This is a genomic window from Brucella pituitosa, assembly GCF_965577835.1.
In the GTDB taxonomy this organism is placed as follows: Bacteria; Pseudomonadota; Alphaproteobacteria; order Rhizobiales; family Rhizobiaceae; genus Brucella; species Brucella pituitosa.
Genome location: NZ_OZ264092.1, coordinates 942,501 through 963,128 on the forward strand (window position 1 = coordinate 942,501; position 20,628 = coordinate 963,128).

Sequence of the window (20,628 nt, forward strand, 5' to 3'; positions counted from 1 at the left end):
CACACCGTTCAGTGTGTCAACCCATTTTTTTCAAGAAATTCACAACCTTATCAGTCGTTCCTCTCTCAACACATCAACCAAACCAAAGCCCGGTCAACGCCGCCGACATAACCAATTCAAACATCGCTGTCAAACTCTTTATGTCAACTCAAAGGACGCATCAGCCTGTCGCTTGCGACGCCGCCGCCCTCGTTGTGGCGCTATATACGTCCCACTAATCAAAACTGTCAACGCTAAAATAGCAAAATAAACAAACTTTCTTTCCACAGCGAAAACCAAACAATTTTACCAAACATTAATCAACCAAGCCACTCCGATTCGATGCCAGGCAATCAAAAGGGCGCTCAATGCGCCCTCTTATGACGTCACTATATAAAAGGCGATCGGTACAGACGCTAAGCGAACCAGCCCATCCGCTCTCCAAGCCTATCCGCCAGAGCGCGCATTCGTTTGCCCATCGCTTCTACCATGTCGGGCCGCGCTTCAGCTGCCATCATGGAAAGAGCAATGCCCGCAGCTGGATGAAATGGCCGATCACAGATAGCGGCGCCAATACAGAACATGCCTTCACGCAACTGTCCGTCGTCAAGCGAATAGCCCTTCGCCCTCACCTCAGCCATTTCAGCTTCAAGCTTCTTCAATGATTGCACACTTGAGGGCGTAATCGGTTGCGGCCACTCCGATGGGAGATGGCGCGCGAGCTCCTGTGGAGACATAGCCGCCAGCATTGCCTTGCCAGTCGCCGTAAAAACAGCTGGCACGCGCATGCCAATGCGAAATGTGATGCCAAGCGGCGAGGTTGAGTTACGGCAGGACAGATAGATGACTTCCGGACCCTCAAGATGTGAGAGCGTCAATGTATAAGCACCTAACCCTTCGGCGTCCGCGACCGCTTCATGGAAAGCATCGACAATATCACTGTCGGCAAGAAAGACATTCGCCCACCGGACCGATTGCGGCCCCATTGTAAAGCTTCCGTCACTATTAAGCTTCAACAACTTCAAATGGGTGAGCGTCTGACAAAGGCCATGGACGCTGCTTTTTGGCAATCCGGTCTGACGCACGAGATCCGAAAGTTTGAGCCCATCACGGCTCTCCGCAATACAATCGAGAATCTGCGTCGCCCTCACCACAGCTGGAACCAGCTTCAAGGAACTTTCTTCATCACCTACAGTTTTATCCATATGCCCTCTTTACCCAACCGACAGATGAATTGACTTTGGCGCTGTCGGCTGGTTTATTCAGTATATCGTATAGAGTTCAATATATTGAACTTTCCTCTGACGCAACACCGAGATGGAACATCAGATATGATTGCCTTGAAAGATAAATCGCTGCTGAAATCGCAATGCCTTGTGGACGGCCGCTGGATTGATGCCGCAGATGGCAAAACCATTGACGTGACCAACCCGGCAGACGGCTCTGTCATTGGAACCGTTCCTTCTCTCTCCGTCGATACTATTAAAGAGGCAATCAACGCTTCGAACAAGGCACTTCCGGCATGGGCTGCAAAGACCGCCAAAGAACGTGCAGGAATCCTGCGCAAATGGTTCGACCTGATTGTCGCCAATGCAGATGACATTGCACTGATCATGACATCGGAGCAGGGCAAGCCACTCACTGAAGCACGCGGCGAAGTTATTTATGCCGCCTCGTTCATTGAATGGTTCGCCGAGGAAGCTAAACGCATCTATGGCGACACGATCCCTGCCCCGCAAAATGGCCAACGCCTTACTGTTATCCGCCAGCCGGTCGGCGTGACCGCTGCGATCACCCCCTGGAATTTCCCCGCGGCGATGATCACCCGCAAGGCAGCGCCTGCTCTGGCCGCTGGCTGTACGATGATCGTTCGTCCTGCCGATCTCACCCCGCTGACGGCCCTCGCCCTCGGTGTACTGGCTGAGAAGGCTGGCATTCCTGCAGGCGTTCTGCAGATCGTGACAGGCAAAGCCCGTGAAATCGGCGCCGAACTCACCAGCAATGAAATCGTGCGCAAGCTTTCCTTCACCGGCTCGACCGAAGTTGGTCGTCTTTTGATGGCGCAGTGTGCACCGACCATCAAGCGTATTTCACTGGAGCTTGGTGGCAACGCACCTTTCATCGTGTTTGATGATGCCGACATTGATGCTGCTGTCGATGGCGCGATGATTTCGAAATACCGTAACGCTGGCCAAACCTGCGTTTGCGCCAACCGCATCTATGTTCAGCGCGGCGTTTATGACAAGTTTGCTGAAAAGCTGGCAGCGAAAGTGAAAGAACTGAAAGTCGGCAACGGCACCGAACCGGGCGTCGTCATCGGCCCGATGATCGAAGAAAAAGCCATCACCAAGGTCAAGGCGCATATTGAAGATGCGGTTTCCAAAGGTGCAAAGCTCATCGCGGGTGGCAAGGAACTGGGTGGCCTGTTCTTTGAACCGGGCATTTTGACCGGCGTTACCTCAGATATGCTTGTTGCCAAGGAAGAAACCTTCGGCCCGCTCGCACCACTCTTTGCCTTCGACACCGAAGAAGAAGTGATCGCTGCCGCCAACGACACGATCTTCGGTCTGGCTGCTTACTTCTATACAGAGAACTTCAGCCGTGCGATCCGCGTTAGCGAAGGTCTTGAATATGGCATGGTCGGGCACAACACCGGACTGATTTCCAATGAAGTTGCGCCATTCGGTGGTGTGAAGCAGTCAGGCCTCGGTCGTGAAGGCTCGAAATACGGCATCGAAGAATATCTCGAAACCAAATATATCTGCAGCGCCTACAAGCGCTGAAATTAACCCGGACGACTTTAAAAAGGTGGCACGCATTGTTCGTGCCACCTTTTTTATTTATAGACGATGCAAACAATCCCTTGGGTGTTTGCCCGCAAAAAATCCGGAAAACTTCATGCTGCGCCGACTCTATGACTGGACGATCTCGCTTGCTGCCCGAAAGTCTGCCGAATATTGGCTCGCTTTCATCGCTTTCGTAGAAAGTTCGGTGTTTCTGGTGCCTGCCGATGTACTCTTTCTACCGATGGCGCTCGCACGCCCGGAACGGGCCTATCGTTATGCTTTGGTTGCAACCATCTTTTCCGTTCTCGGTGGCATAGCAGGCTGGTATCTCGGTTATCATGCCTATGAGCAGGTCGCAAAGCCAGTACTGGAAATGTATGGCAAGCTCGACACGTTTGAGCAAATGCGCGGCACAACCAGCGCCGACATGATTCTTCTGATGCTCATCACATCAGGCCTCGCACATCTGCCACCAATCAAGGTTGTCACCATTCTGTCCGGTGCTGCGGGCATCAATATCTGGCTGTTCATCGCATCGGCCATCATTGCGCGCGGCGCACGCTTCTTCTTCCTTGCATGGCTATTGAAGCGCTACGGCGAACCAATCCGTGGTTTTATCGAAAAGCGCCTTGGCCTGATCGCAAGTCTCGTGGCAGTCGTCTTGATCGCGCTGTTCTTTGCAGTAAAATATCTTCACGCCTGAGCAGTTCGCCCAAACTCGGTCAAAATAAGTTGCTTGGAGACAAGCCAGTTATTTGCCTTAAGAATAAGAAAGCCTTTTCAGGGAATCTCATATGGCGTTTGCACTCACTAATCCGGTCGGCAAAGTACAGGCATGGACCGCAGGCATCATGACGGTTGGCCTTGCCGCAACCGTCGGCACGGCACTGGGTTTCGAGCATTTGGCTGGTTTCATGCCCTGCAAGCTCTGCCTCGAACAACGCACGCCTTATTATATAGGCGTGCCGGTTCTGGCGGCAGCATGGGTATCTTACGGCCTGAAATGGCCCCCGATTCTGACACGCGGCCTGATCTTGATTGGTGCGTTGCTGATGACCTTCGGCTTAGCGCTTGCCATCTATCACACAGGCGTAGAACTCAAATACTGGCCGGGTCCGGCTGATTGCAGTGCAGCCACCATGAAGGTCACACTCGATGCAGGCAATCTGCTCGGCGATCTCAACGCGACCCGCCCGCCTGCATGTGACAGCGCGCCTGGCTTCTTCCTCGGCCTGTCGTTTGCCGGATGGAATGTTGTCGCAAGCCTACTCTTTGCAGTGATTGGCTACTATGGTGCGTTTGCAAAAGGTGGGAAGTAAGAGCAAGTTCTGAGGAGTTAAGGCTCCAATTCGACATCCCAGTACAGAAAGTCGAGCCAGCTGTCGTGAAGATGGTTGGGTGGGAAAAGGCGCCCATTATTGTGCAGATCCTGCACCGTGGGCGTGACCGGCTTCTGGCGCGGCCACATATGCGCGCTCGCCGGCATCAAGCCGCCCTTGCGCAAATTGCAGGGAGAACATGCGGCGACCACATTTTCCCACGTCGTCTCGCCGCCATGGCAACGCGGGGTGACGTGATCAAAGGTCAGATCATGCGGTGAGCCACAATACTGACATTCAAAACGATCACGCAGGAACAGGTTGAACCGCGTAAACGCCGGATAGCGCGGCGGCTTCACATAATCCTTCAGACAGATCACGCTCGGCAAACGCATGGAAAACGATGGTGAGGATACGACCTGATCGTATTCCGCCACGATATGCACGCGTTCAAGAAAGACTGCCTTAATCGCATCCTGCCAGGACCAGAGCGATAAAGGGTAATAGCTGAGCGGCCGATAATCCGCATTGAGAACCAGAGCAGGCAAACCACTGCTCGAAACGGTTCGGGGAGAGACGGCTACATTCAAGGGCGCACCTCCTTCAGAGCAACTCCGAAAGGAAAAGTACGAATGGCTTTCCATGCGGAATTGCGCTCTTCATCGAAGCGCCGCGCGTCCATTCTGGGCGCAACCTACGACGCTCCAACCTTGCAAAAGGCGGCAGTGCGATAGGCAGGATACCAAGTTTCTGCGAATCGAAATGCCGTCATTCACCTGATGCAAATAATGTAATCCCGACGTGACAGCATTGTGAAGCAGAAACGCATTTATGTCCCCGGAAACACGCAAGTTTTACAGAAGGGGCGCAGCCTCCCGTCCCTTAATCGCGGCGTAATATGCCCAGAACAAACGTGCTGCCACACCGCGCCACGGCGCCCAGTCTTCCGCAAGCAGGCGAAGAGCGGCTGCATCGGGTCTCTTTTCATGCGCAAAAGCGTGACCAACAGCCGTTTGCAGCGCCACATCGCCCGCCGGAAACACATCAGGATGACCAGCGGCAAACAGCAGATAGACTTCGGCCGTCCACGGACCGATGCCCTTGATAGTGGTCAGTGCCTTAATCGCCTCTTCGGCAGGCAGATCGCACAGTCCATGCAGATCGATTGCCTCTTCTGCCAAGGCTTCACTCAAAGCAAACAGCGTTCTCTGTTTTGGGCGTGAAAGCCCGGCAAAACGCCATGCCTCTTCCCCGCCTGCAATATAAGCCTCCGGTGTCATTGGATCGATCACCTGCTTGAACCGCGCCCATATTGCGCTCGCACTGGCCGTTGAAACCTGTTGTGCAACGATAATCGAGGCAAGACTTTCAAAGCCCGGCTGAGACCTGCGAAGCGGTACAGCATGAGAACGGCTGCGGATATCGAGCAACCGTGGGTCAGCTAATCCCAGCGCTTCGAGCCCGGCTTCAATATCGTCCAATGTATCGATCCGCCGCATCGTCAGGCCTTTCATTTCAGTTAGAGCGCCGTGCGTCCATTCGGACGCACAAAGGACGCTCTAAACTATCGAAACTACGCATCGTGCTTTCCGAAAATCGATTCCGATTTTCGGGCCGATGCTGTAACTGCAAAGTACCAATGCAATCAGATGACAATCAACTGACATGATCATGACCCAGCCAGTATATCGCTTCGCTCCAAGCCCCAATGGTCAATTGCATCTTGGCCACGCCTATTCAGCGCTTCTCAATGCAAGCATGGCGCAGACCAGCGGGGGCCGTTTTCTGCTGCGCATGGAAGACATCGACACCGCTCGCTGCACACCTCAACTCGAACAAGGCATCTACGATGATCTCCACTGGCTCGGGCTTGAATGGGAACAGCCGGTACGCCGCCAGTCAGAGCATTTCGGCGAATATCGCAACGCACTGACCAAGCTTGCCGACAAGGGGCTCGTCTATCCCGCCTTTCTGAGCCGCACCGAGGTACGCGAGATCATCGGCGAAGCCCATGCCAAAGGGCAGGAATGGCCTGCCGACCCTGACGGCACACCGCTTTATCCGCAGGGCGAACGAAACTTGAGCGAAAAAGAGCAGATGGAGCGCATCGTCTCCGGTGCCCCCTATGCATGGCGGCTCAATATGGAGAAAGCGCTCGAGGTGGCTGGCGAAGCGCTCTTCTGGAACGAAAGCGGCACCGGACTTATCGAGGCAGATCCTGCGCAATGGGGCGACGTGGTGATTGCCCGCAAAGACACTCCCACGAGCTATCATCTATCCGTTGTGGTGGATGATGCGCTGCAAGGCATCACGCATATTGTCCGCGGACGCGATCTGTTTCATGCAACATCCGTGCACAGGCTTCTGCAAAAGCTTCTGGGTTTGCCGGAACCGCTTTATCATCATCACGATCTGGTGCTGGGCGATGACGGTTTGAAACTCTCCAAAAGTCGTAAGGATACGGCACTCAGCAGCTTGCGCGAACAAGGCTTTAGGCCTGAAGACATCCGCGCAAGACTATCGCTGTAAAAACTATTTTCGCCGCAGCGTCACAGATGATGTGCCCGCACGCTGATTGACGAAAGCGCGCTAAAGCGGTTCAAAGACAGCATGATAGCTGGCACTGAAGGGTGCTGGCGGTGATTTTGTTTATTTTGAAGGAGGCAGAGCCATGGTTTCTCAGAAAGCCGGTAACTACGTTGAGATAGAAGGCTTGCGCGTTGCCCCTGAACTGGTGGAGTTTCTGGCCAAGGAAGCCGCACCCGGCACTGGCGTTGAACCAGAGGCCTTCTGGAAGGGCTTCGCCGCCATCATCCGCGATCTCGCACCGAAGAATCGCGCCCTTCTCAAAAAGCGCGACGACCTGCAGGCCAAGATCGATGCCTGGTACAAGGACAATCGCGACAAAGGCTATTCGCAGGCTGACTACCAGCAATTCCTGAAGGATATCGGCTATCTCCTGCCCGAAGGCGGAGAATTCAAGGTCTCAACCGCCAATGTCGATCCGGAAATCATGCATATTGCCGGACCGCAGCTTGTCGTTCCGGTCATGAATGCCCGCTATGCGCTCAATGCTGCCAATGCACGCTGGGGTTCGCTCTATGATGCGCTTTACGGCACCGATGCTATCTCTGAAGATGATGGCGCGGAAAAAGGCAAAGGCTACAACCCGAAGCGTGGCGAGAAAGTCATCGCATGGGCGAAAAACTTCCTCGATGAAAGCGCACCGCTTGCCACCGGCAACTGGGCCAACGTCGCCGGTCTCGCCGTCAAGGACGGCAAGCTTGAAATCAAGCTGACCGACGGTTCGGCAACGGCGCTGAAGGATGCCAACCAGTTCAAGGGTTATAATGGCGATGCGGCGGCACCGACCAATGTGCTGCTGGCCAAGAACAACATGCATGTTGATATCGTAATCAATGCGGACAGCCCGATCGGCAAGACCGATCCGGCCCATATTGCCGATGTGGTTCTGGAATCTGCCGTCAGCACGATTCAGGATTGCGAAGATTCGATTGCTGCCGTCGATGCGGAAGACAAGGTTGCGGTTTATCGCAACTGGCTCGGCCTGATGAATGGCAAGCTCGAAGACACGTTCGAGAAGAACGGCAAGCAGATGACCCGCCGCCTCAATGGCGACCGCAGCTATAAAGCGCCCGATGACTCTGAACTCAGCCTCAAGGGCCGTTCGTTGATGCTGATCCGCAATGTCGGTCACCTGATGACCAACCCGGCGATCATTGATGCCGACGGCCACGAAGTGCCGGAAGGTATCATGGATGCAGCCTTCACCAGCCTGATCGCACTGCATGATATTGGCTCCAATGGTCGCCACATGAATTCGCGCGAAGGCTCGGTCTATATCGTCAAGCCAAAGATGCACGGGCCGGAAGAAGTGGCATTCGCCAATGAAATCTTCACCCGCACCGAAGAGCTGCTTGGTATGAAGCCCAACACACTGAAAATCGGCATCATGGATGAGGAACGCCGCACCACGGTTAACCTCAAGGAAGCGATCCGCGCTGCCAAGGAACGCGTCGTCTTCATCAATACCGGCTTCCTTGACCGCACTGGCGACGAAATCCATACCTCGATGGAAGCTGGCCCGATGATCCGCAAGGGCGACATGAAGCAGGCCGCCTGGATCGGCGCTTATGAACAGTGGAATGTCGATATCGGTCTTGAATGCGGCCTTTCCGGCCATGCGCAGATCGGTAAGGGCATGTGGGCCATGCCGGACCTGATGGCCGCGATGCTGGAACAGAAAATCGCCCATCCGAAGGCTGGTGCGAACACCGCCTGGGTGCCATCGCCAACCGCTGCAACGCTGCACGCAACCCATTATCATCAGATTGATGTTGCAAGCGTTCAGGAAAAGCTGAAGAGCCGCCCGCGTGCCAAGCTCGACGATATTCTGTCGGTGCCGGTCGCCCCTCGTCCAAACTGGACGCCGGAAGACATTCAGCACGAAATCGACAACAACGCACAGGGCATCCTCGGCTATGTCGTGCGCTGGGTTGATCAGGGCGTTGGCTGCTCGAAAGTGCCGGACATCAACAATGTCGGCCTGATGGAAGATCGTGCAACGCTGCGCATCTCGGCACAGCACATCGCCAACTGGCTCTATCATGGCGTGGTTTCGGAAGCGCAAGTCATGGAAACGCTTAAGCGCATGGCAGCTGTCGTGGACAAGCAGAATGAAGGCGATCCGCTGTATCGCCCGATGGCCGCAAACTTCGACAAGTCGATTGCTTTTCAGGCCGCTTGCGATCTGGTTTTCAAGGGCCGCGAACAGCCGAATGGTTACACCGAGCCAGTCCTGCATCGCCGCCGCCTCGAATTAAAGGCAAAGGGCTAATCCGAATTATTCGGACAAAAAGAATGCGGCGGGGGAAATCCCGCCGTTTTCTTTTGCCTTCTATCCGGAATATCCCTTGACTCCATTATAATAGATATTAATTCTAATATAATGGAAAATGTAATCGAGCAGCTCGACAACGCCATTGGCGAAAATCTGCGCCGCCTGCGCCTTGCGCAAGGTATGACGCTGGATGCGCTTGGTGATGTGTCAGGTGTCAGCCGCGCCATGATCTCGCGGATCGAGCGTGGCGAAACCAGCCCGACCGCACAGCTTCTGGCGCGCATTTGTGCAGCGCTCGGCACATCGCTCTCAGCCTTCTTTGCCGATGCGGAAGCCCCAGCCTCTCCCTTGCTCACGCATGATCGCCAACCAGTCTGGCGTGATCCGGATACGGGCTATATTCGGCGGTCTGTTTCACCACCCGCAACGGGATCGAATATTGACATGATCGAGGTCGAATTTCCCGTAGGCGCAAAGGTCACCTTCGCGCCACAGGCGGCCAATGCAGGCATCACGCAGCATTTGTGGCTCCTGAATGGCCAGATGGAAATCACCGTTGGAGCAACCGCCTATCAGCTCAGTACCGGCGACTGTCTTTATATGCCGCTCGTTGAAAGCATTACCTTTCATAATCCCGGCACCTCGACCGCCCGTTATACAATCGTACTCGAACGCCGCAGCAGTCTTTGAAAGCAATCAGCATGATCAGCCTTCTCAATTTCGAAGAAGCCAAAGCCGCCGTCCCGGCACTTGCCGAAATCCTAACAGATTGCGTCAATGGCGGCGCGTCAGTTGGTTTCATGGCGCCATGTGAATGGCAGGGCTTCATCCCCTACTGGAACCGCGTCTTTAATGAAGTAGAGCGAGGCGACACGGCCCTTCTGGTTGCCGAACATAACGGCGAAATCGTCGGCACGGTTCAGCTTGGTCTTGCTCAAATGCCCAATCAGCCGCATCGTGCCGATCTTAAAAAACTGCTGATCCATCGCAGGGCGCGCGGCCTTGGTCTTGCACGCAAGCTGATGGAAGCCGTTGAAGAAGAAGCACGTAACCGACGCAAGACACTTCTCTGCCTGGACACCGCAACCGGCAGTCCGGCAGAAGCAATTTACACCCATCTCGGCTGGGAGCGGGTGGGCGTTATCCCGAATTATGCGCTTTATCCCGACGGAAGCCCCTGCGCGACCACACTTTTCTATAAAGGCCTCTGAAATGACCCTCACCATCCGCTTTGCCAACGAAGCTGACCTCCCTGCTCTGCTTGCGATCTATAATGATGCAGTCGAGAACACGCTTGCCATCTGGAACGAAACACTCGTCGATCTGGAAAACCGTCGCGAATGGCTCAAAGCCCGCAACCGTGACGGCTTTCCGGTTCTGGTGGCCGAACGTGAGGAACAGGTCGTCGGCTATGCGAGTTATGGCCCATTCCGGCCGTTTGAAGGTTTCCGCCACTCATCGGAACTCTCTGTTTATGTGGCAAGCGATGCACGCGGTGGCGGTATCGGACGCGCACTTCTGGCAGAGCTTGTAGAAGAAGCACGCGAGCGTAAAGTCCATGTGCTCGTCGCAGGCATTGAAGCAGGCAATGCCGCATCCATCGCGTTGCACAAATCGCAGGGTTTTTCAGATTGCGGTACGCTGAAACAGGTCGGCCAGAAATTCGGACGCTGGCTTGATCTGACCTTCATGCAAAAGATACTCTAATCAGCACCGTGCAATAGAAAGCGCAGCGGGCCATTGCCCTGCTGCGCTTTTTTTGTTTATACAGGCGTATTCGCAAGGACCCGGTGAAAGCCCGGGTGGCTCTTCTGGCCGCCTATCCGCCAGACAACGCAACAACATCCCCCATTTTTACAATCGGCCATGTTGAATCGGACGGCTCTCAACGCCCGTCTTCTATTTGCGGAAAATTCAATGACAAGTCTTGCTGCCTACCGCCGCGAGTGGTTCTCCAATATTCGCGGCGATATTCTTTCCGGCATCGTCGTAGCACTTGCCCTTATCCCGGAAGCCATCGGCTTTTCGGTCATCGCTGGTGTCGATCCCAAGGTCGGCCTCTTCGCCTCTTTCGCCATTGCCTGTGTTTCCGCCTTCACTGGTGGACGTCCTGGCATGATCTCTGCTGCAACCGCTGCAACTGCTGTGGTGATGGTCTCGCTCGTCAAGGAACACGGTTTGCAATATCTCTTTGCAGCCACGATCCTGATGGGCATTCTGCAAATCCTTGCGGGCTTTCTCAAACTCGGACGCCTAATGCGTTTTGTATCGCGCTCGGTCACTACCGGCTTCGTCAATGCGCTTGCTATCCTCATTTTCATGGCGCAGCTGCCTGAACTCATTCATGTTCCGGTTGAGACCTACTGGATGATCGCGGGTGGTCTTGCCATCATCTATCTCTTCCCGCGCCTCACCAAAGCCATCCCCTCGCCGCTCGTCGCCATTGCCGTACTCACCACGCTTGCATGGACAAGCGGCATGGATCTGCGCACGGTTGGCGATCTCGGTGAATTGCCTTCTGCATTGCCGATCTTCGCATTGCCGCAAGTTCCGCTGACGCTTGAAACGCTGCAAATCATCCTGCCCTATTCGATCACGTTGGCAGCTGTCGGCCTGCTTGAATCGCTGATGACGGCCCAGATTGTCGATGACATGACGGATACCAGCAGCAACAAAAACCAGGAATGTATTGGTCAGGGCACCAGCAATATCGCATCAGCCATGATTGGCGGCATGGGTGGTTGCGCTATGATCGGGCAGTCGGTGATCAATGTATCTTCCGGCGGTCGCGGCAGGCTTTCAACCTTTGTTGCTGGCTCTTTCCTGCTGTTTCTCATTCTCGTTCTCGACGATCTGGTGCGGATCATTCCGATGGCCGCTCTGGTAGCCGTGATGATCATGGTCTCGATTGGCACGTTCTCATGGCGTTCGATCCTCGATCTGGGCCGCAACCCGCCGTCGTCCTCCATTGTCATGCTGGCAACTGTCATAACGGTGGTTTCCACCCATGATCTTGCCAAGGGTGTTCTGGTTGGCGTGCTGCTTTCCGGCGTGTTTTTCGCAGGAAAGGTCGCAAAGATGTTCCGCGTGAGCGAAACAACGAGCGAGGATGGAACCGAGCGCACCTATACCGTTCAGGGCCAGATCTTCTTTGCCTCGGCACAAAACTTCATTGCAGCTTTCGATTTTTCATCGCCTGCAAAAAGGGTAACGATCGATGTCAGCCATGCCCATCTGTGGGACATCACCTCGGTCGGTGCGCTCGACAAGGTGGTGCTGAAATATCGTGCCGGTGGTACGGATGTTTCGGTGATCGGCTTTAATGAAGCAAGTAGCGACATGATCGACCGCTTCGCTGTCCATGATAAGGAAATCGGTGCCGCAAAACTGGCGGTACACTAGAGCATGTCTCCCAAAAGTGGGAACCGGTTTTGGGACAAAGACATGCTTAAAACATAGAAAAAGGGCCGCTTTCGCGGCCCTTTTTTAATCAGTTCGGCTGTGGAACGGCAGTCCCGGTCGAAAGCTCGGTCAGACCGATATCACCTTCAACCTGATCGCTTCGGGCCATCAGGTAGAGGCCAAGCACAGAGGTTAGAACCGCGATGAACACCAGATACCAGGCATGTGCCATCGGGTTGACCGCCAGAAGCGAAGTAACGATCACCGGCGTCAGACCGCCAAAGACCGCATAGGAAATATTGTAGGAAAACGACAGGCCCGAGAAGCGAACAGGTGCCGGGAAGGCGCGCACCATCACATAAGGGACCGCGCCCACCATGCCGACCGATAGACCCATCACCGCATAAAGCGCGAACAGAACAGGCAGGGAAACCGCCGCATAGGTGTAGAACACGAAAGTCGCAACACCGAAGAAAATGCCTGCAACCGCAAAGAAGCGGCCACTGCCAATGCGATCAACAATCGCGCCTGCGCTCACCGTTCCGAACATCAGAAACAGCGTGCCGAAGCTTGTGGCGGCAAGCGACTGCAAAGGCGTGTAGCCATAAAGCTTCTGCAGGAACGTCGCAGTCATCAATGTGGTCACGACGATGCCAGCCGACAGAATCCAGGTCAGCAGCACGGAAATAATCACGCCATGCATGTGGTTGCGCAGGACAGTGCCAAGCGGCAGCTTATCCTTGAGAAGATGGCTGTTCTTCATCTCGGTGAAGATCGGTGTTTCAGCCAACCAGCGGCGCAGATAAACGGCGAACAGCCCGAAAATACCGCCGATGAAGAACGGAATGCGCCATGCGTAACCGGCAAGTTCTTCCGGCGTGAAAATCCAGTTGATGGCGGTTGCAATAAGCGAGCCGATCATGATGCCGAGCGTCAGGCCCGAGCAAAGGAAACCACACGCCATGCCAACACGATTGGCGGGAACATGCTCCGCCACAAAGGTCCATGCGCCGGGGACTTCACCACCGATGGCAGCGCCCTGCAACATGCGGAAGATGATCAGCAGGATCGGCGCGCCAACACCAAGCGTTGCATAGGTTGGCAGGCAGGCCATGGCCAATGTCGAGATCGACATCAGAAACACCGAGAAAGCGAAGACGCGCTTGCGGCCAAACTTGTCGCCAAAATGCGCCAGCACGATGCCGCCAATCGGGCGCACCAGATAGCCGGCTGCGAAAATACCGAAAGTCTGGATCAACACCAGCCAGTCAGGCATGTCAGGCGGAAAAAACAGATGTCCGATAACGCTCGCGAAAAATACGAAGATGATAAAATCATAAAACTCCAGCGCGCCGCCAAGGGCCGAAAGGCCGAGCGTGCGGAAATCCTGCCGATTTAGCGGTCGGGGGGCGGTGCTTGCATGGAGATTCGTCGAAGCCATCGATTCGATTCTTTTCTGGTGGTTTAAGTACTTGAGTCCGATCTTTTCGGGTGGGTTTTAATGCGCCAATTGTCTCTGCACTGCAAGACTTGACTTCCATCTGTCGAGGCCTATTTTAGAACTATTCTAAACTTTGGATTCCCAAAATGCTCAGCCGATTCTTCCGCAACGACCGACGTCCTTTCGATTCGCTTTCCGAACAGGAAATTCTGGCGCTTGCCATATCCTCTGAAGAGGACGATGCACGCATCTATCTTGCCTATGCCGACGGCCTGCGCGACGAGTTTCCGCAATCGGCAAAAATTTTCGAGCAGATGGCAGCAGAAGAACACGGACATCGCGATGCGCTGATTGAACGGCACAAGGCCCGCTTTGGCGACCGGATTCCGCTGATCCGCCGCGAGCATGTCAGCGGTTACTATGATCGCAAACCGGACTGGCTGGTGCGTCCGCTTGGCATCGACAAGGTGCGCGAAGCTGCGTCGGAAATGGAGGAACAGGCCTATCGATTCTATGTTGAGGCCGCCAAACGCATCAGCGATGCAGACACCCGCAAGCTACTGGGCGACCTTGCCCAACAAGAAAAGCAGCATGAAGCCAAGGCTGAATCGCTGGAACAGACTCTGACACCGAACGATGTGCAGGATGAAGAACGCGCCGCCGAGCGCAAACAGTTCATCCTGACCTATGTGCAGCCGGGACTGGCCGGATTGATGGATGGTTCCGTCTCCACTCTCGCACCAATCTTCGCTGCAGCCTTTGCCACGCAGGATACATGGCAGACATTTCTAATTGGCCTTTCGGCATCGGTCGGTGCAGGTATTTCCATGGGTTTCACCGAAGCCGTGCATGACGACGGCAAGTTGTCAGGTCGAGGCTCGCCCATCAAACGTGGGCTCTCCTGCGGTATCATGACGACACTGGGTGGCCTTGGCCATACCCTGCCTTACCTGATCAGCGATTTCTGGACCGCAACGACGATTGCAGCGATTCTGGTGTTCTTCGAACTCTGGGCAATTGCCTTCATCCAGAACCGTTATATGGAAACGCCGTTCTTCCGCGCAGCGCTTCAGGTCGTATTCGGCGGCGCACTGGTTCTGGCAGCAGGCATACTGATCGGTAGCGCCTAAACCGTCACTGTATCGTGCGGTAGCGAAACGGGCCTCTCGAAAACATCAATAGCGATGCGGCCTTGCCGGGAAACAGTGACAAAGCTGTTTGCCGGAACCGCCATCCAGTTTCCTGCTTCGCCATCAAGCGGTTCAGACACCACACAGATGCCGGACGCACTGCCCAGTGTCGCCGTATAAAGTGTTGGGGCAAAAGCATCGGTGGCATAGCGGATCGCATAAAGCTGATTCCCATCGGAAAAAGCCGCAGTCAGTCGCAGAAACGGCGGTACACCGACGCGCACGGCCTCTTCAACAATCGTTGCCACCATCCGCTTCATGGCTAATGCAGGGTCACTATCAAGGCCAAACTCCAGCATCAACAGGAAGATCAGCTCCGAATCTGTCGCGCCATGTTTCTGACGATAGACGTCATCGCTGAGGTGACTTTCGAGCCTGCGCCGTAAACGATCAAAATCTCCGATCTGGCCATTATGCATAAAGCTCCAACGACCCGACACAAACGGATGGCAATTGGACCGGCTGGTTAGTCCGCCAGTCGACGCTCGCACATGCGCAAGAAAAAGGCGCGACTGGATTTGCCGCGCCAAACTCCGTAAATTTTGATCGGACCATGCGGGCAGAATATCCCGATAAAGCCCCGGTTCGTCACGATTTCCGTACCACGCAACCCCAAAACCGTCACCATTGGTACGCGTTTTGGCTTCGTGTGCATCATGGCTTTGCGCCACGAGCGAATGACAGGGAGACGATATAATGTCTTCCAGATAGGTCTCAGGTCCGAGATAGGCAGCCCAACGGCACATGTTGTATCCGGAAATTACCGGCTCCGGTTGTGTGTCCGCTCATAAAGCTGGCGAACGATCGTGCTCGCAGTCTTCTCGAATAAAAATGGCAAAATTGCATGGATGAGCGCTGCGAAGGCTGCGCAAAAAAGCTTGAATGAAAAACGACCGGCAAAGGCCATGTGCTGGAAATAGGTTTCATCGACCGATTCCGGATGCTCGGTGAAGAGGCGTGTAATACGTGTCGTCATTGGAAATACTCCCGTCAATGAGCAATTCGTTCCCTTTTGTCCGGCACCAGAAGCGCCTTTCTGGAAAATCATTTTAGCAAAAGCATCCGAGATGAAATCTCAATTTGTCCTTGATAATTAGCATTATATGAGACAATCATCCCAATATGAAACTCACTTTAGACGAAATTGACCGCAAAATCTTGGATGAGTTGCAGATTGACGGCACTCTGTCCGTTGATTCCCTGTCGGAGCGCGTTCATCTTTCACGCAACGCCTGCTGGCGGCGCGTCAAGCGCATGGAAGATGCAGGGATCATCAAGGCGCGTGTCGCTCTGATTGATGCCGAGATGGCCGGCTGCGGCCTATCCGTCTTCATTCTGGTGCGCACTTCGAGCCACGATCCCGAATGGCTGGGCAAGTTTCGCAGCGCCATGGCACGCTTTCCTGAAATCGTCGGTGTCTATCGCATGACCGGCGATCTGGATTATGTCCTTAAAGCGCGCGTTGCTGACGTCAAAGCCTATGACCGGCTCTATCAGCGGCTGATCGCAAGTGTTCCGCTGTCAGATGTTTCGGCTTCTTTCGTCATGGAAGAGATCAAAGAAACCACCGCCGTACCGCTGGAACGGGATTGAAACGCCTGAAAACAGCAGCTCATCGTGTATAAGCATGATCCAGTGCCGCACTATCATTGCAAAACCTCAAATAGGCGGTACACCTTTGGTGCAATTTAACGTATGAGCGTCGCCAATTTGAATTCCCGTATGAAAGGCTCTCTCATGACCGCAGCATCCTCTTCCACGCCTACGCTCGGCATCATCCGCCTCGAACATGCGGAAGGCCTTGAACTCCCCGCTTATGAAACTTCCGGTTCTGCAGGCATGGATCTCCGTGCCGCCGTTGCCGAAGACCGCCAGATTGTGCTTCTGCCAGGCCGCCGGACTTTGGTGCCAACTGGCCTCATCTTCGAAATTCCGGAAGGCTTTGAGGTACAGATCCGCCCTCGCTCGGGCCTTGCATTCAAGAATGGTATCACTTGCCTCAACACACCGGGCACAATCGACTCGGATTATCGCGGTGAAGTAAAAGTGCTTCTGGTTAATCTCGGCGACGACGATTTCCGCATCGAACGCGGTATGCGCATTGCGCAGGCCGTCTTCTCGCCTGTCGTTCAGCCAAAAATTGAAGAGCGTTCACAAATCAGCGAAACAGCACGCGGCGCTGGCGGTTTCGGTTCGACCGGAACAGCCTGATCGAGCGATCCAACAATCCTGAAAAAAGCCGGAACCTCGTTCCGGCTTTTTTATTTTTAGCCTCCGAAGCACTGTATAGCGCCGACCCAAAAACTACGACCATTGGGCGCATGACAAATAATTAAGATGAATTCTTGAGTGGGTGAGCATAGATATCTGGTTAATACAGCTGTTTTATATTGAATTCTCAGGGGTTACAGGGTGCTTAAATCCACCGATTCACTTCCGGCAGGTCAAAAAAAGACCGCATCAGCCAAACGCGCACCGCGTGGTCGGAGCCACTTGTGGATCTGGCTGCCAATAGCAGCCGTTGCCTTGGGTGCGGGCTGGTATTTCCTGAGCGGACGAGAAGCCAGCAGCCAGAAAAGCACCTATCTGGCCGAGACCGTAGAACGCGGAAACATCGAAAACTCGATCACAGCGGTTGGTACGCTGAGCGCGCTGCGCAGTATTAATGTTGGCGCGCAGGTTTCCGGCCAGCTTAAAAGCGTCAAGGTCGAAGTTGGCGATGAGGTCAAACAAGGCGATCTGATTGCTGAAATCGACCCATCGCCCTTTGAAAAGAAGGTGGAAATCGCCAGCGCACAGCTCGACAATCTCAAAGCACAGCTTTTGAGCAAGCAGGCGCAACTGACGCTGAAAAAATCGAACGCTGCCCGTCAACGTTCATTGCTCGCAAGCCGAAATGCTTCTCAGTCAACCATCGATCAGGCTGATGCCGATCTCGCCATGGCAGACGCTGATGTGAAAGCCCTGAGCGCACAAATCCGCCAGCAGGAAGCACAGCTTGCCAGTGACAAGGTCGATCTCGGTTATACCAAGATTTACAGCCCGATGGCTGGCACAGTCGTCGACCAAAGCGCCAAGGAAGGCGAAACGCTGAACGCGGTGCAGAGCGCACCGACAGTGGTCACGGTTGCGGACCTCAAGGTGATGACGGTCGAGGCGCAGGTCTCGGAAGCCGATATCAGCAAGCTGAAACCTGATATGCCAGTTTATTTCACGTTGCTGGGCCAGCCCGACAAACGGTTTACCGGCACGCTGCGTCAGATCAAGCCAACGCCACAGACCGACAACAATGTCGTTCTCTATTATGCGCTGTTCGACGTTCCCAACCCAACTGGTGAACTCATGATCAATATGAGTGCACAGGTCTATTTCGTTCTCGATCACGCCGACAATGTGCTGATTGTCCCGACCGCAGCGCTTAATTCCAAGCGTGAAGGCTCAGGCAAACCACAGACAACTGTTCAGGTTGTCGATAAAAGCGGCTCTACCACGGAGCGCACCGTTGAAGTCGGTGTTCGCAACCGCGTACAGGCCGAAATCAAGAGCGGGCTTGAAGAAGGGGACAAAGTGGTCGTCACCTCTGCCTCGGCGACAGCAGGCTCGACCCAGCGCAATCGCAGGCCCGGCGGCATGTTCTTCTGATGGGGTCAGCCATGAACGAAACCATGAACGAAGCGCCCCTCATCAGACTGCAGGATATCCGCAAGACCTACCACAATGGCGATCTCGCGGTTGAGGTTCTGCATGGCATTACGCTTGATATACGCGCCGGTGAGTTTGTCGCCATCAAGGGCGCATCCGGATCGGGCAAGTCGACACTCATGAATATTCTGGGCTGTCTCGACAGCCCCAGCGGCGGCGAATATCTGCTGGATGGCGAAGATGTATCAACCCTTGATGCAGACGAGTTGGCCGCGTTGCGCCGTCGTACTTTCGGCTTCGTCTTCCAGAGCTACAACCTCATTGCAACATCGACAGCGCAGGAAAACGTTGAAGTTCCGGCGATCTATGCTGGCATGCCTGCCGCTGAACGCCATGAGCGTGCAGCCGAACTTCTCGGTTCGCTGAAGCTTGGCGACCGTTTGGACCATCGTCCCAATCAGCTTTCCGGTGGTCAGCAGCAGCGCGTCTCCATAGCGCGTGCATTGATGAATGGTGGACGCATCATTCTCGCGGATGAGCCAACAGGCGCGCTCGACAGCCAGAGTGGCGAAGATGTCATGGCACTGCTTCGCTCCATGCATGAACAGGGTCACACGATCATCGTCATCACCCACGCCCGCGAGGTTGCGGAACGGGCAGACCGGCTGATCGAAATCCGTGATGGTCAAATCCTGTCCGACACGACCAAGCGTGAAATGCCGGAAGGCGATGCGCCCAAAACTCTCCAGCAAATGACTGAAAGCGGCGGCGCGCAGATCGCCGATATTTCTGAAGCGGTTAAAATGGCGATGCGCGCCCTGCGTGCCAATATTTTCCGCACGATCCTGACCTTGCTTGGTATCATCATCGGCGTGAGTTCCGTCGTCACCATGCTTGCAATCGGCACGGGTGCGCAAAACTCTATCCTCGATCGCATCAATGCAATGGGCACCGATCTGGTGCTCATCCGGCCATCCATGCCCGGCTTTCGAGGCTCAGGGTCCGTGGCAACACTGGTGCCGGAAGATGCTGACGCTATCCTGCAGCTGCCAAATGTAAAAACGGCTGTTCCGGAAGTGACCGGCAGCGTTACGCTTCGGCGCGGCAATGTCGATTATCAATCCCAAGCCAATGGCACCGTTGCGGCATTCACCGAGGCGAAATCCTGGAAGGTTGCAACCGGCGACTTTATCACCGCCCATGATATGGAAACCTATGCCCCCGTCGCGGTACTGGGCTCCACAGTGGTCAAGACGCTGTTCCCGGATGGATCAAACCCCATTGGCCAATATATTTTGATCCAGAAAATACCCTTTCAGGTGATCGGAACTCTTGAATCCAAAGGCGCAGGCTTTGGCGGCTCCGATCAGGACGACGTGGTAATCGTCCCGCTTTCGACCGGAAATCTGCGGCTGTTCGGCCAGAAATATGTCCGCACGATAACGGTTCAGGTGAAAGATGCCGATCTGATCGATACGACACAGGATCAAATTCAGGAGTTGCTGGATCACCGCCACAAGCAGCGGGACACTATGATCACCAATATGTCGTCGATTCGCGATGATGCAGCAGCCATGGGATCGACCATGACCCTGTTTCTGGGGTCGGTGGCAGCAATTTCGCTTCTAGTCGGCGGGATTGGTGTCATGAATATCATGCTGGTCAGCGTGACCGAGCGCACGCGAGAGATCGGCGTCCGCATGGCAACAGGTGCACGTCGCCGCGACATTCTGCTTCAGTTCATTACCGAAGCACTGACCGTCTCGGCGATTGGCGGTGCGGTTGGTGTTATCCTTGGTGTCGGTACGGCGGCAGTCATATCCTGGGCCGGTATGCCTGTTGGTTTCAGTGCAGGCCCTGTGCTTCTCGCCTTTGCCTGTGCCTTTGCCACGGGGCTGGTGTTTGGCTTCCTGCCAGCACGCAAAGCCTCCCGGCTTCTTCCAGCGGTGGCGCTGTCATCTGAATAAATTACCGAACCACAGAGCAAAAAGTTAAAAAGCCGGTCTGA

The 20,628-nt window shown here is 54.7% G+C and carries 20 protein-coding genes and 1 other annotated feature; of the genes, 14 read left to right on the forward strand and 6 right to left on the reverse strand.

Annotated features, from left to right (window positions below; all coding sequences use genetic code 11):
- Nucleotides 1-395 precede the first annotated feature (395 nt).
- The gene (locus ACSME1_RS04545; RefSeq protein WP_024895661.1) at nucleotides 396-1,184 is read right to left on the reverse strand and encodes an IclR family transcriptional regulator; all 789 of its coding nucleotides are present in this window, start codon (nucleotides 1,182-1,184) and stop codon (nucleotides 396-398) included.
- Between the two features lie 126 nt (nucleotides 1,185-1,310).
- Here ACSME1_RS04545 and ACSME1_RS04550 point away from each other — a divergent pair, with 126 nt between their 5' ends.
- The 3 genes from ACSME1_RS04550 to ACSME1_RS04560 all read left to right on the forward strand — a co-directional run bounded on the left by ACSME1_RS04550 (nucleotide 1,311) and on the right by ACSME1_RS04560 (nucleotide 4,084).
- Complete coding sequence (locus tag ACSME1_RS04550) at nucleotides 1,311-2,762, forward strand: NAD-dependent succinate-semialdehyde dehydrogenase (protein ID WP_024895662.1); 1,452 nt, start codon at nucleotides 1,311-1,313, stop codon at nucleotides 2,760-2,762.
- 115 nt (nucleotides 2,763-2,877) lie between these two features.
- Complete coding sequence (locus ACSME1_RS04555) at nucleotides 2,878-3,468, forward strand: YqaA family protein (protein WP_024895663.1); 591 nt, start codon at nucleotides 2,878-2,880, stop codon at nucleotides 3,466-3,468.
- Nucleotides 3,469-3,559: 91 nt separating this feature from the next.
- Nucleotides 3,560-4,084 (forward strand): disulfide bond formation protein B, encoded by a 525-nt coding sequence (locus tag ACSME1_RS04560; RefSeq protein ID WP_024895664.1) that lies wholly within the window; start codon nucleotides 3,560-3,562, stop codon nucleotides 4,082-4,084.
- A 17-nt stretch (nucleotides 4,085-4,101) separates the two neighbouring features.
- Here ACSME1_RS04560 and ACSME1_RS04565 read toward each other — a convergent pair whose 3' ends face one another.
- Nucleotides 4,102-4,674, reverse strand: a complete 573-nt coding sequence (locus tag ACSME1_RS04565) for an HNH endonuclease (RefSeq protein WP_024895665.1) — start codon at nucleotides 4,672-4,674, stop codon at nucleotides 4,102-4,104.
- A gap of 264 nt (nucleotides 4,675-4,938) precedes the next feature.
- Complete coding sequence (locus tag ACSME1_RS04570) at nucleotides 4,939-5,583, reverse strand: DNA-3-methyladenine glycosylase family protein (RefSeq protein WP_024895666.1); 645 nt, start codon at nucleotides 5,581-5,583, stop codon at nucleotides 4,939-4,941.
- Nucleotides 5,584-5,755: 172 nt separating this feature from the next.
- Here ACSME1_RS04570 and gluQRS point away from each other — a divergent pair, with 172 nt between their 5' ends.
- The 6 genes from gluQRS to ACSME1_RS04600 all read left to right on the forward strand — a co-directional run bounded on the left by gluQRS (nucleotide 5,756) and on the right by ACSME1_RS04600 (nucleotide 12,347).
- Nucleotides 5,756-6,613 carry a tRNA glutamyl-Q(34) synthetase GluQRS gene (gene gluQRS / locus ACSME1_RS04575; protein WP_105706920.1) on the forward strand — a complete coding sequence of 286 codons (858 nt, stop codon included), beginning with the start codon at nucleotides 5,756-5,758 and terminating at the stop codon, nucleotides 6,611-6,613.
- Nucleotides 6,614-6,755: 142 nt separating this feature from the next.
- Nucleotides 6,756-8,942: a malate synthase G gene (locus ACSME1_RS04580; protein ID WP_105706830.1), complete on the forward strand. Its 2,187-nt coding sequence runs from the start codon at nucleotides 6,756-6,758 to the stop codon at nucleotides 8,940-8,942.
- Nucleotides 8,943-9,053: 111 nt separating this feature from the next.
- Nucleotides 9,054-9,635: a helix-turn-helix domain-containing protein gene (locus ACSME1_RS04585; protein ID WP_105706831.1), complete on the forward strand. Its 582-nt coding sequence runs from the start codon at nucleotides 9,054-9,056 to the stop codon at nucleotides 9,633-9,635.
- A gap of 5 nt (nucleotides 9,636-9,640) precedes the next feature.
- The gene (locus ACSME1_RS04590; protein WP_181153642.1) at nucleotides 9,641-10,156 is read left to right on the forward strand and encodes a GNAT family N-acetyltransferase; all 516 of its coding nucleotides are present in this window, start codon (nucleotides 9,641-9,643) and stop codon (nucleotides 10,154-10,156) included.
- A gap of 1 nt (nucleotide 10,157) precedes the next feature.
- Nucleotides 10,158-10,652: a GNAT family N-acetyltransferase gene (locus ACSME1_RS04595; protein ID WP_024895671.1), complete on the forward strand. Its 495-nt coding sequence runs from the start codon at nucleotides 10,158-10,160 to the stop codon at nucleotides 10,650-10,652.
- A 73-nt stretch (nucleotides 10,653-10,725) separates the two neighbouring features.
- Nucleotides 10,726-10,781: a sequence feature (sul1 is cis-regulatory element that is thought to sense ions involved in sulfur or methionine metabolism; They are found in Alphaproteobacteria), on the forward strand.
- A gap of 81 nt (nucleotides 10,782-10,862) precedes the next feature.
- A complete protein-coding gene (locus ACSME1_RS04600; protein WP_105706833.1) occupies nucleotides 10,863-12,347 on the forward strand; it encodes a SulP family inorganic anion transporter in 1,485 nt (494 codons plus the stop codon).
- 88 nt (nucleotides 12,348-12,435) lie between these two features.
- Here the strand turns inward: ACSME1_RS04600 and ACSME1_RS04605 are convergent, their stop codons facing one another.
- A complete protein-coding gene (locus ACSME1_RS04605; protein WP_024895673.1) occupies nucleotides 12,436-13,788 on the reverse strand; it encodes an MFS transporter in 1,353 nt (450 codons plus the stop codon).
- 146 nt (nucleotides 13,789-13,934) lie between these two features.
- On the opposite strand from ACSME1_RS04605, the gene mbfA reads away from it, so the two are divergent.
- Nucleotides 13,935-14,918, forward strand: a complete 984-nt coding sequence (gene mbfA, locus ACSME1_RS04610; RefSeq protein ID WP_024895674.1) for an iron exporter MbfA — start codon at nucleotides 13,935-13,937, stop codon at nucleotides 14,916-14,918.
- Here mbfA and ACSME1_RS04615 read toward each other — a convergent pair.
- Nucleotides 14,915-15,724 (reverse strand): class II glutamine amidotransferase, encoded by an 810-nt coding sequence (locus tag ACSME1_RS04615; RefSeq protein WP_024895675.1) that lies wholly within the window; start codon nucleotides 15,722-15,724, stop codon nucleotides 14,915-14,917. The genes mbfA and ACSME1_RS04615 overlap by 4 nt on opposite strands.
- A 14-nt stretch (nucleotides 15,725-15,738) precedes the next feature.
- Nucleotides 15,739-15,954 (reverse strand): DUF6356 family protein, encoded by a 216-nt coding sequence (locus tag ACSME1_RS04620; protein ID WP_007876511.1) that lies wholly within the window; start codon nucleotides 15,952-15,954, stop codon nucleotides 15,739-15,741.
- Between the two features lie 146 nt (nucleotides 15,955-16,100).
- Here ACSME1_RS04620 and ACSME1_RS04625 point away from each other — a divergent pair, with 146 nt between their 5' ends.
- The 4 genes from ACSME1_RS04625 to ACSME1_RS04640 all read left to right on the forward strand — a co-directional run bounded on the left by ACSME1_RS04625 (nucleotide 16,101) and on the right by ACSME1_RS04640 (nucleotide 20,587).
- Nucleotides 16,101-16,571 carry an Lrp/AsnC family transcriptional regulator gene (locus ACSME1_RS04625; RefSeq protein ID WP_105706835.1) on the forward strand — a complete coding sequence of 157 codons (471 nt, stop codon included), beginning with the start codon at nucleotides 16,101-16,103 and terminating at the stop codon, nucleotides 16,569-16,571.
- Nucleotides 16,572-16,715: 144 nt separating this feature from the next.
- Nucleotides 16,716-17,189 (forward strand): dUTP diphosphatase, encoded by a 474-nt coding sequence (gene dut / locus ACSME1_RS04630; RefSeq protein WP_024895677.1) that lies wholly within the window; start codon nucleotides 16,716-16,718, stop codon nucleotides 17,187-17,189.
- Between the two features lie 201 nt (nucleotides 17,190-17,390).
- A complete protein-coding gene (locus tag ACSME1_RS04635; RefSeq protein ID WP_024895678.1) occupies nucleotides 17,391-18,620 on the forward strand; it encodes an efflux RND transporter periplasmic adaptor subunit in 1,230 nt (409 codons plus the stop codon).
- A gap of 23 nt (nucleotides 18,621-18,643) precedes the next feature.
- Nucleotides 18,644-20,587, forward strand: coding sequence for a MacB family efflux pump subunit (locus tag ACSME1_RS04640; RefSeq protein ID WP_100560080.1), 1,944 nt, complete (start codon nucleotides 18,644-18,646; stop codon nucleotides 20,585-20,587).
- The last annotated feature ends 41 nt before the right edge of the window (nucleotides 20,588-20,628 follow it).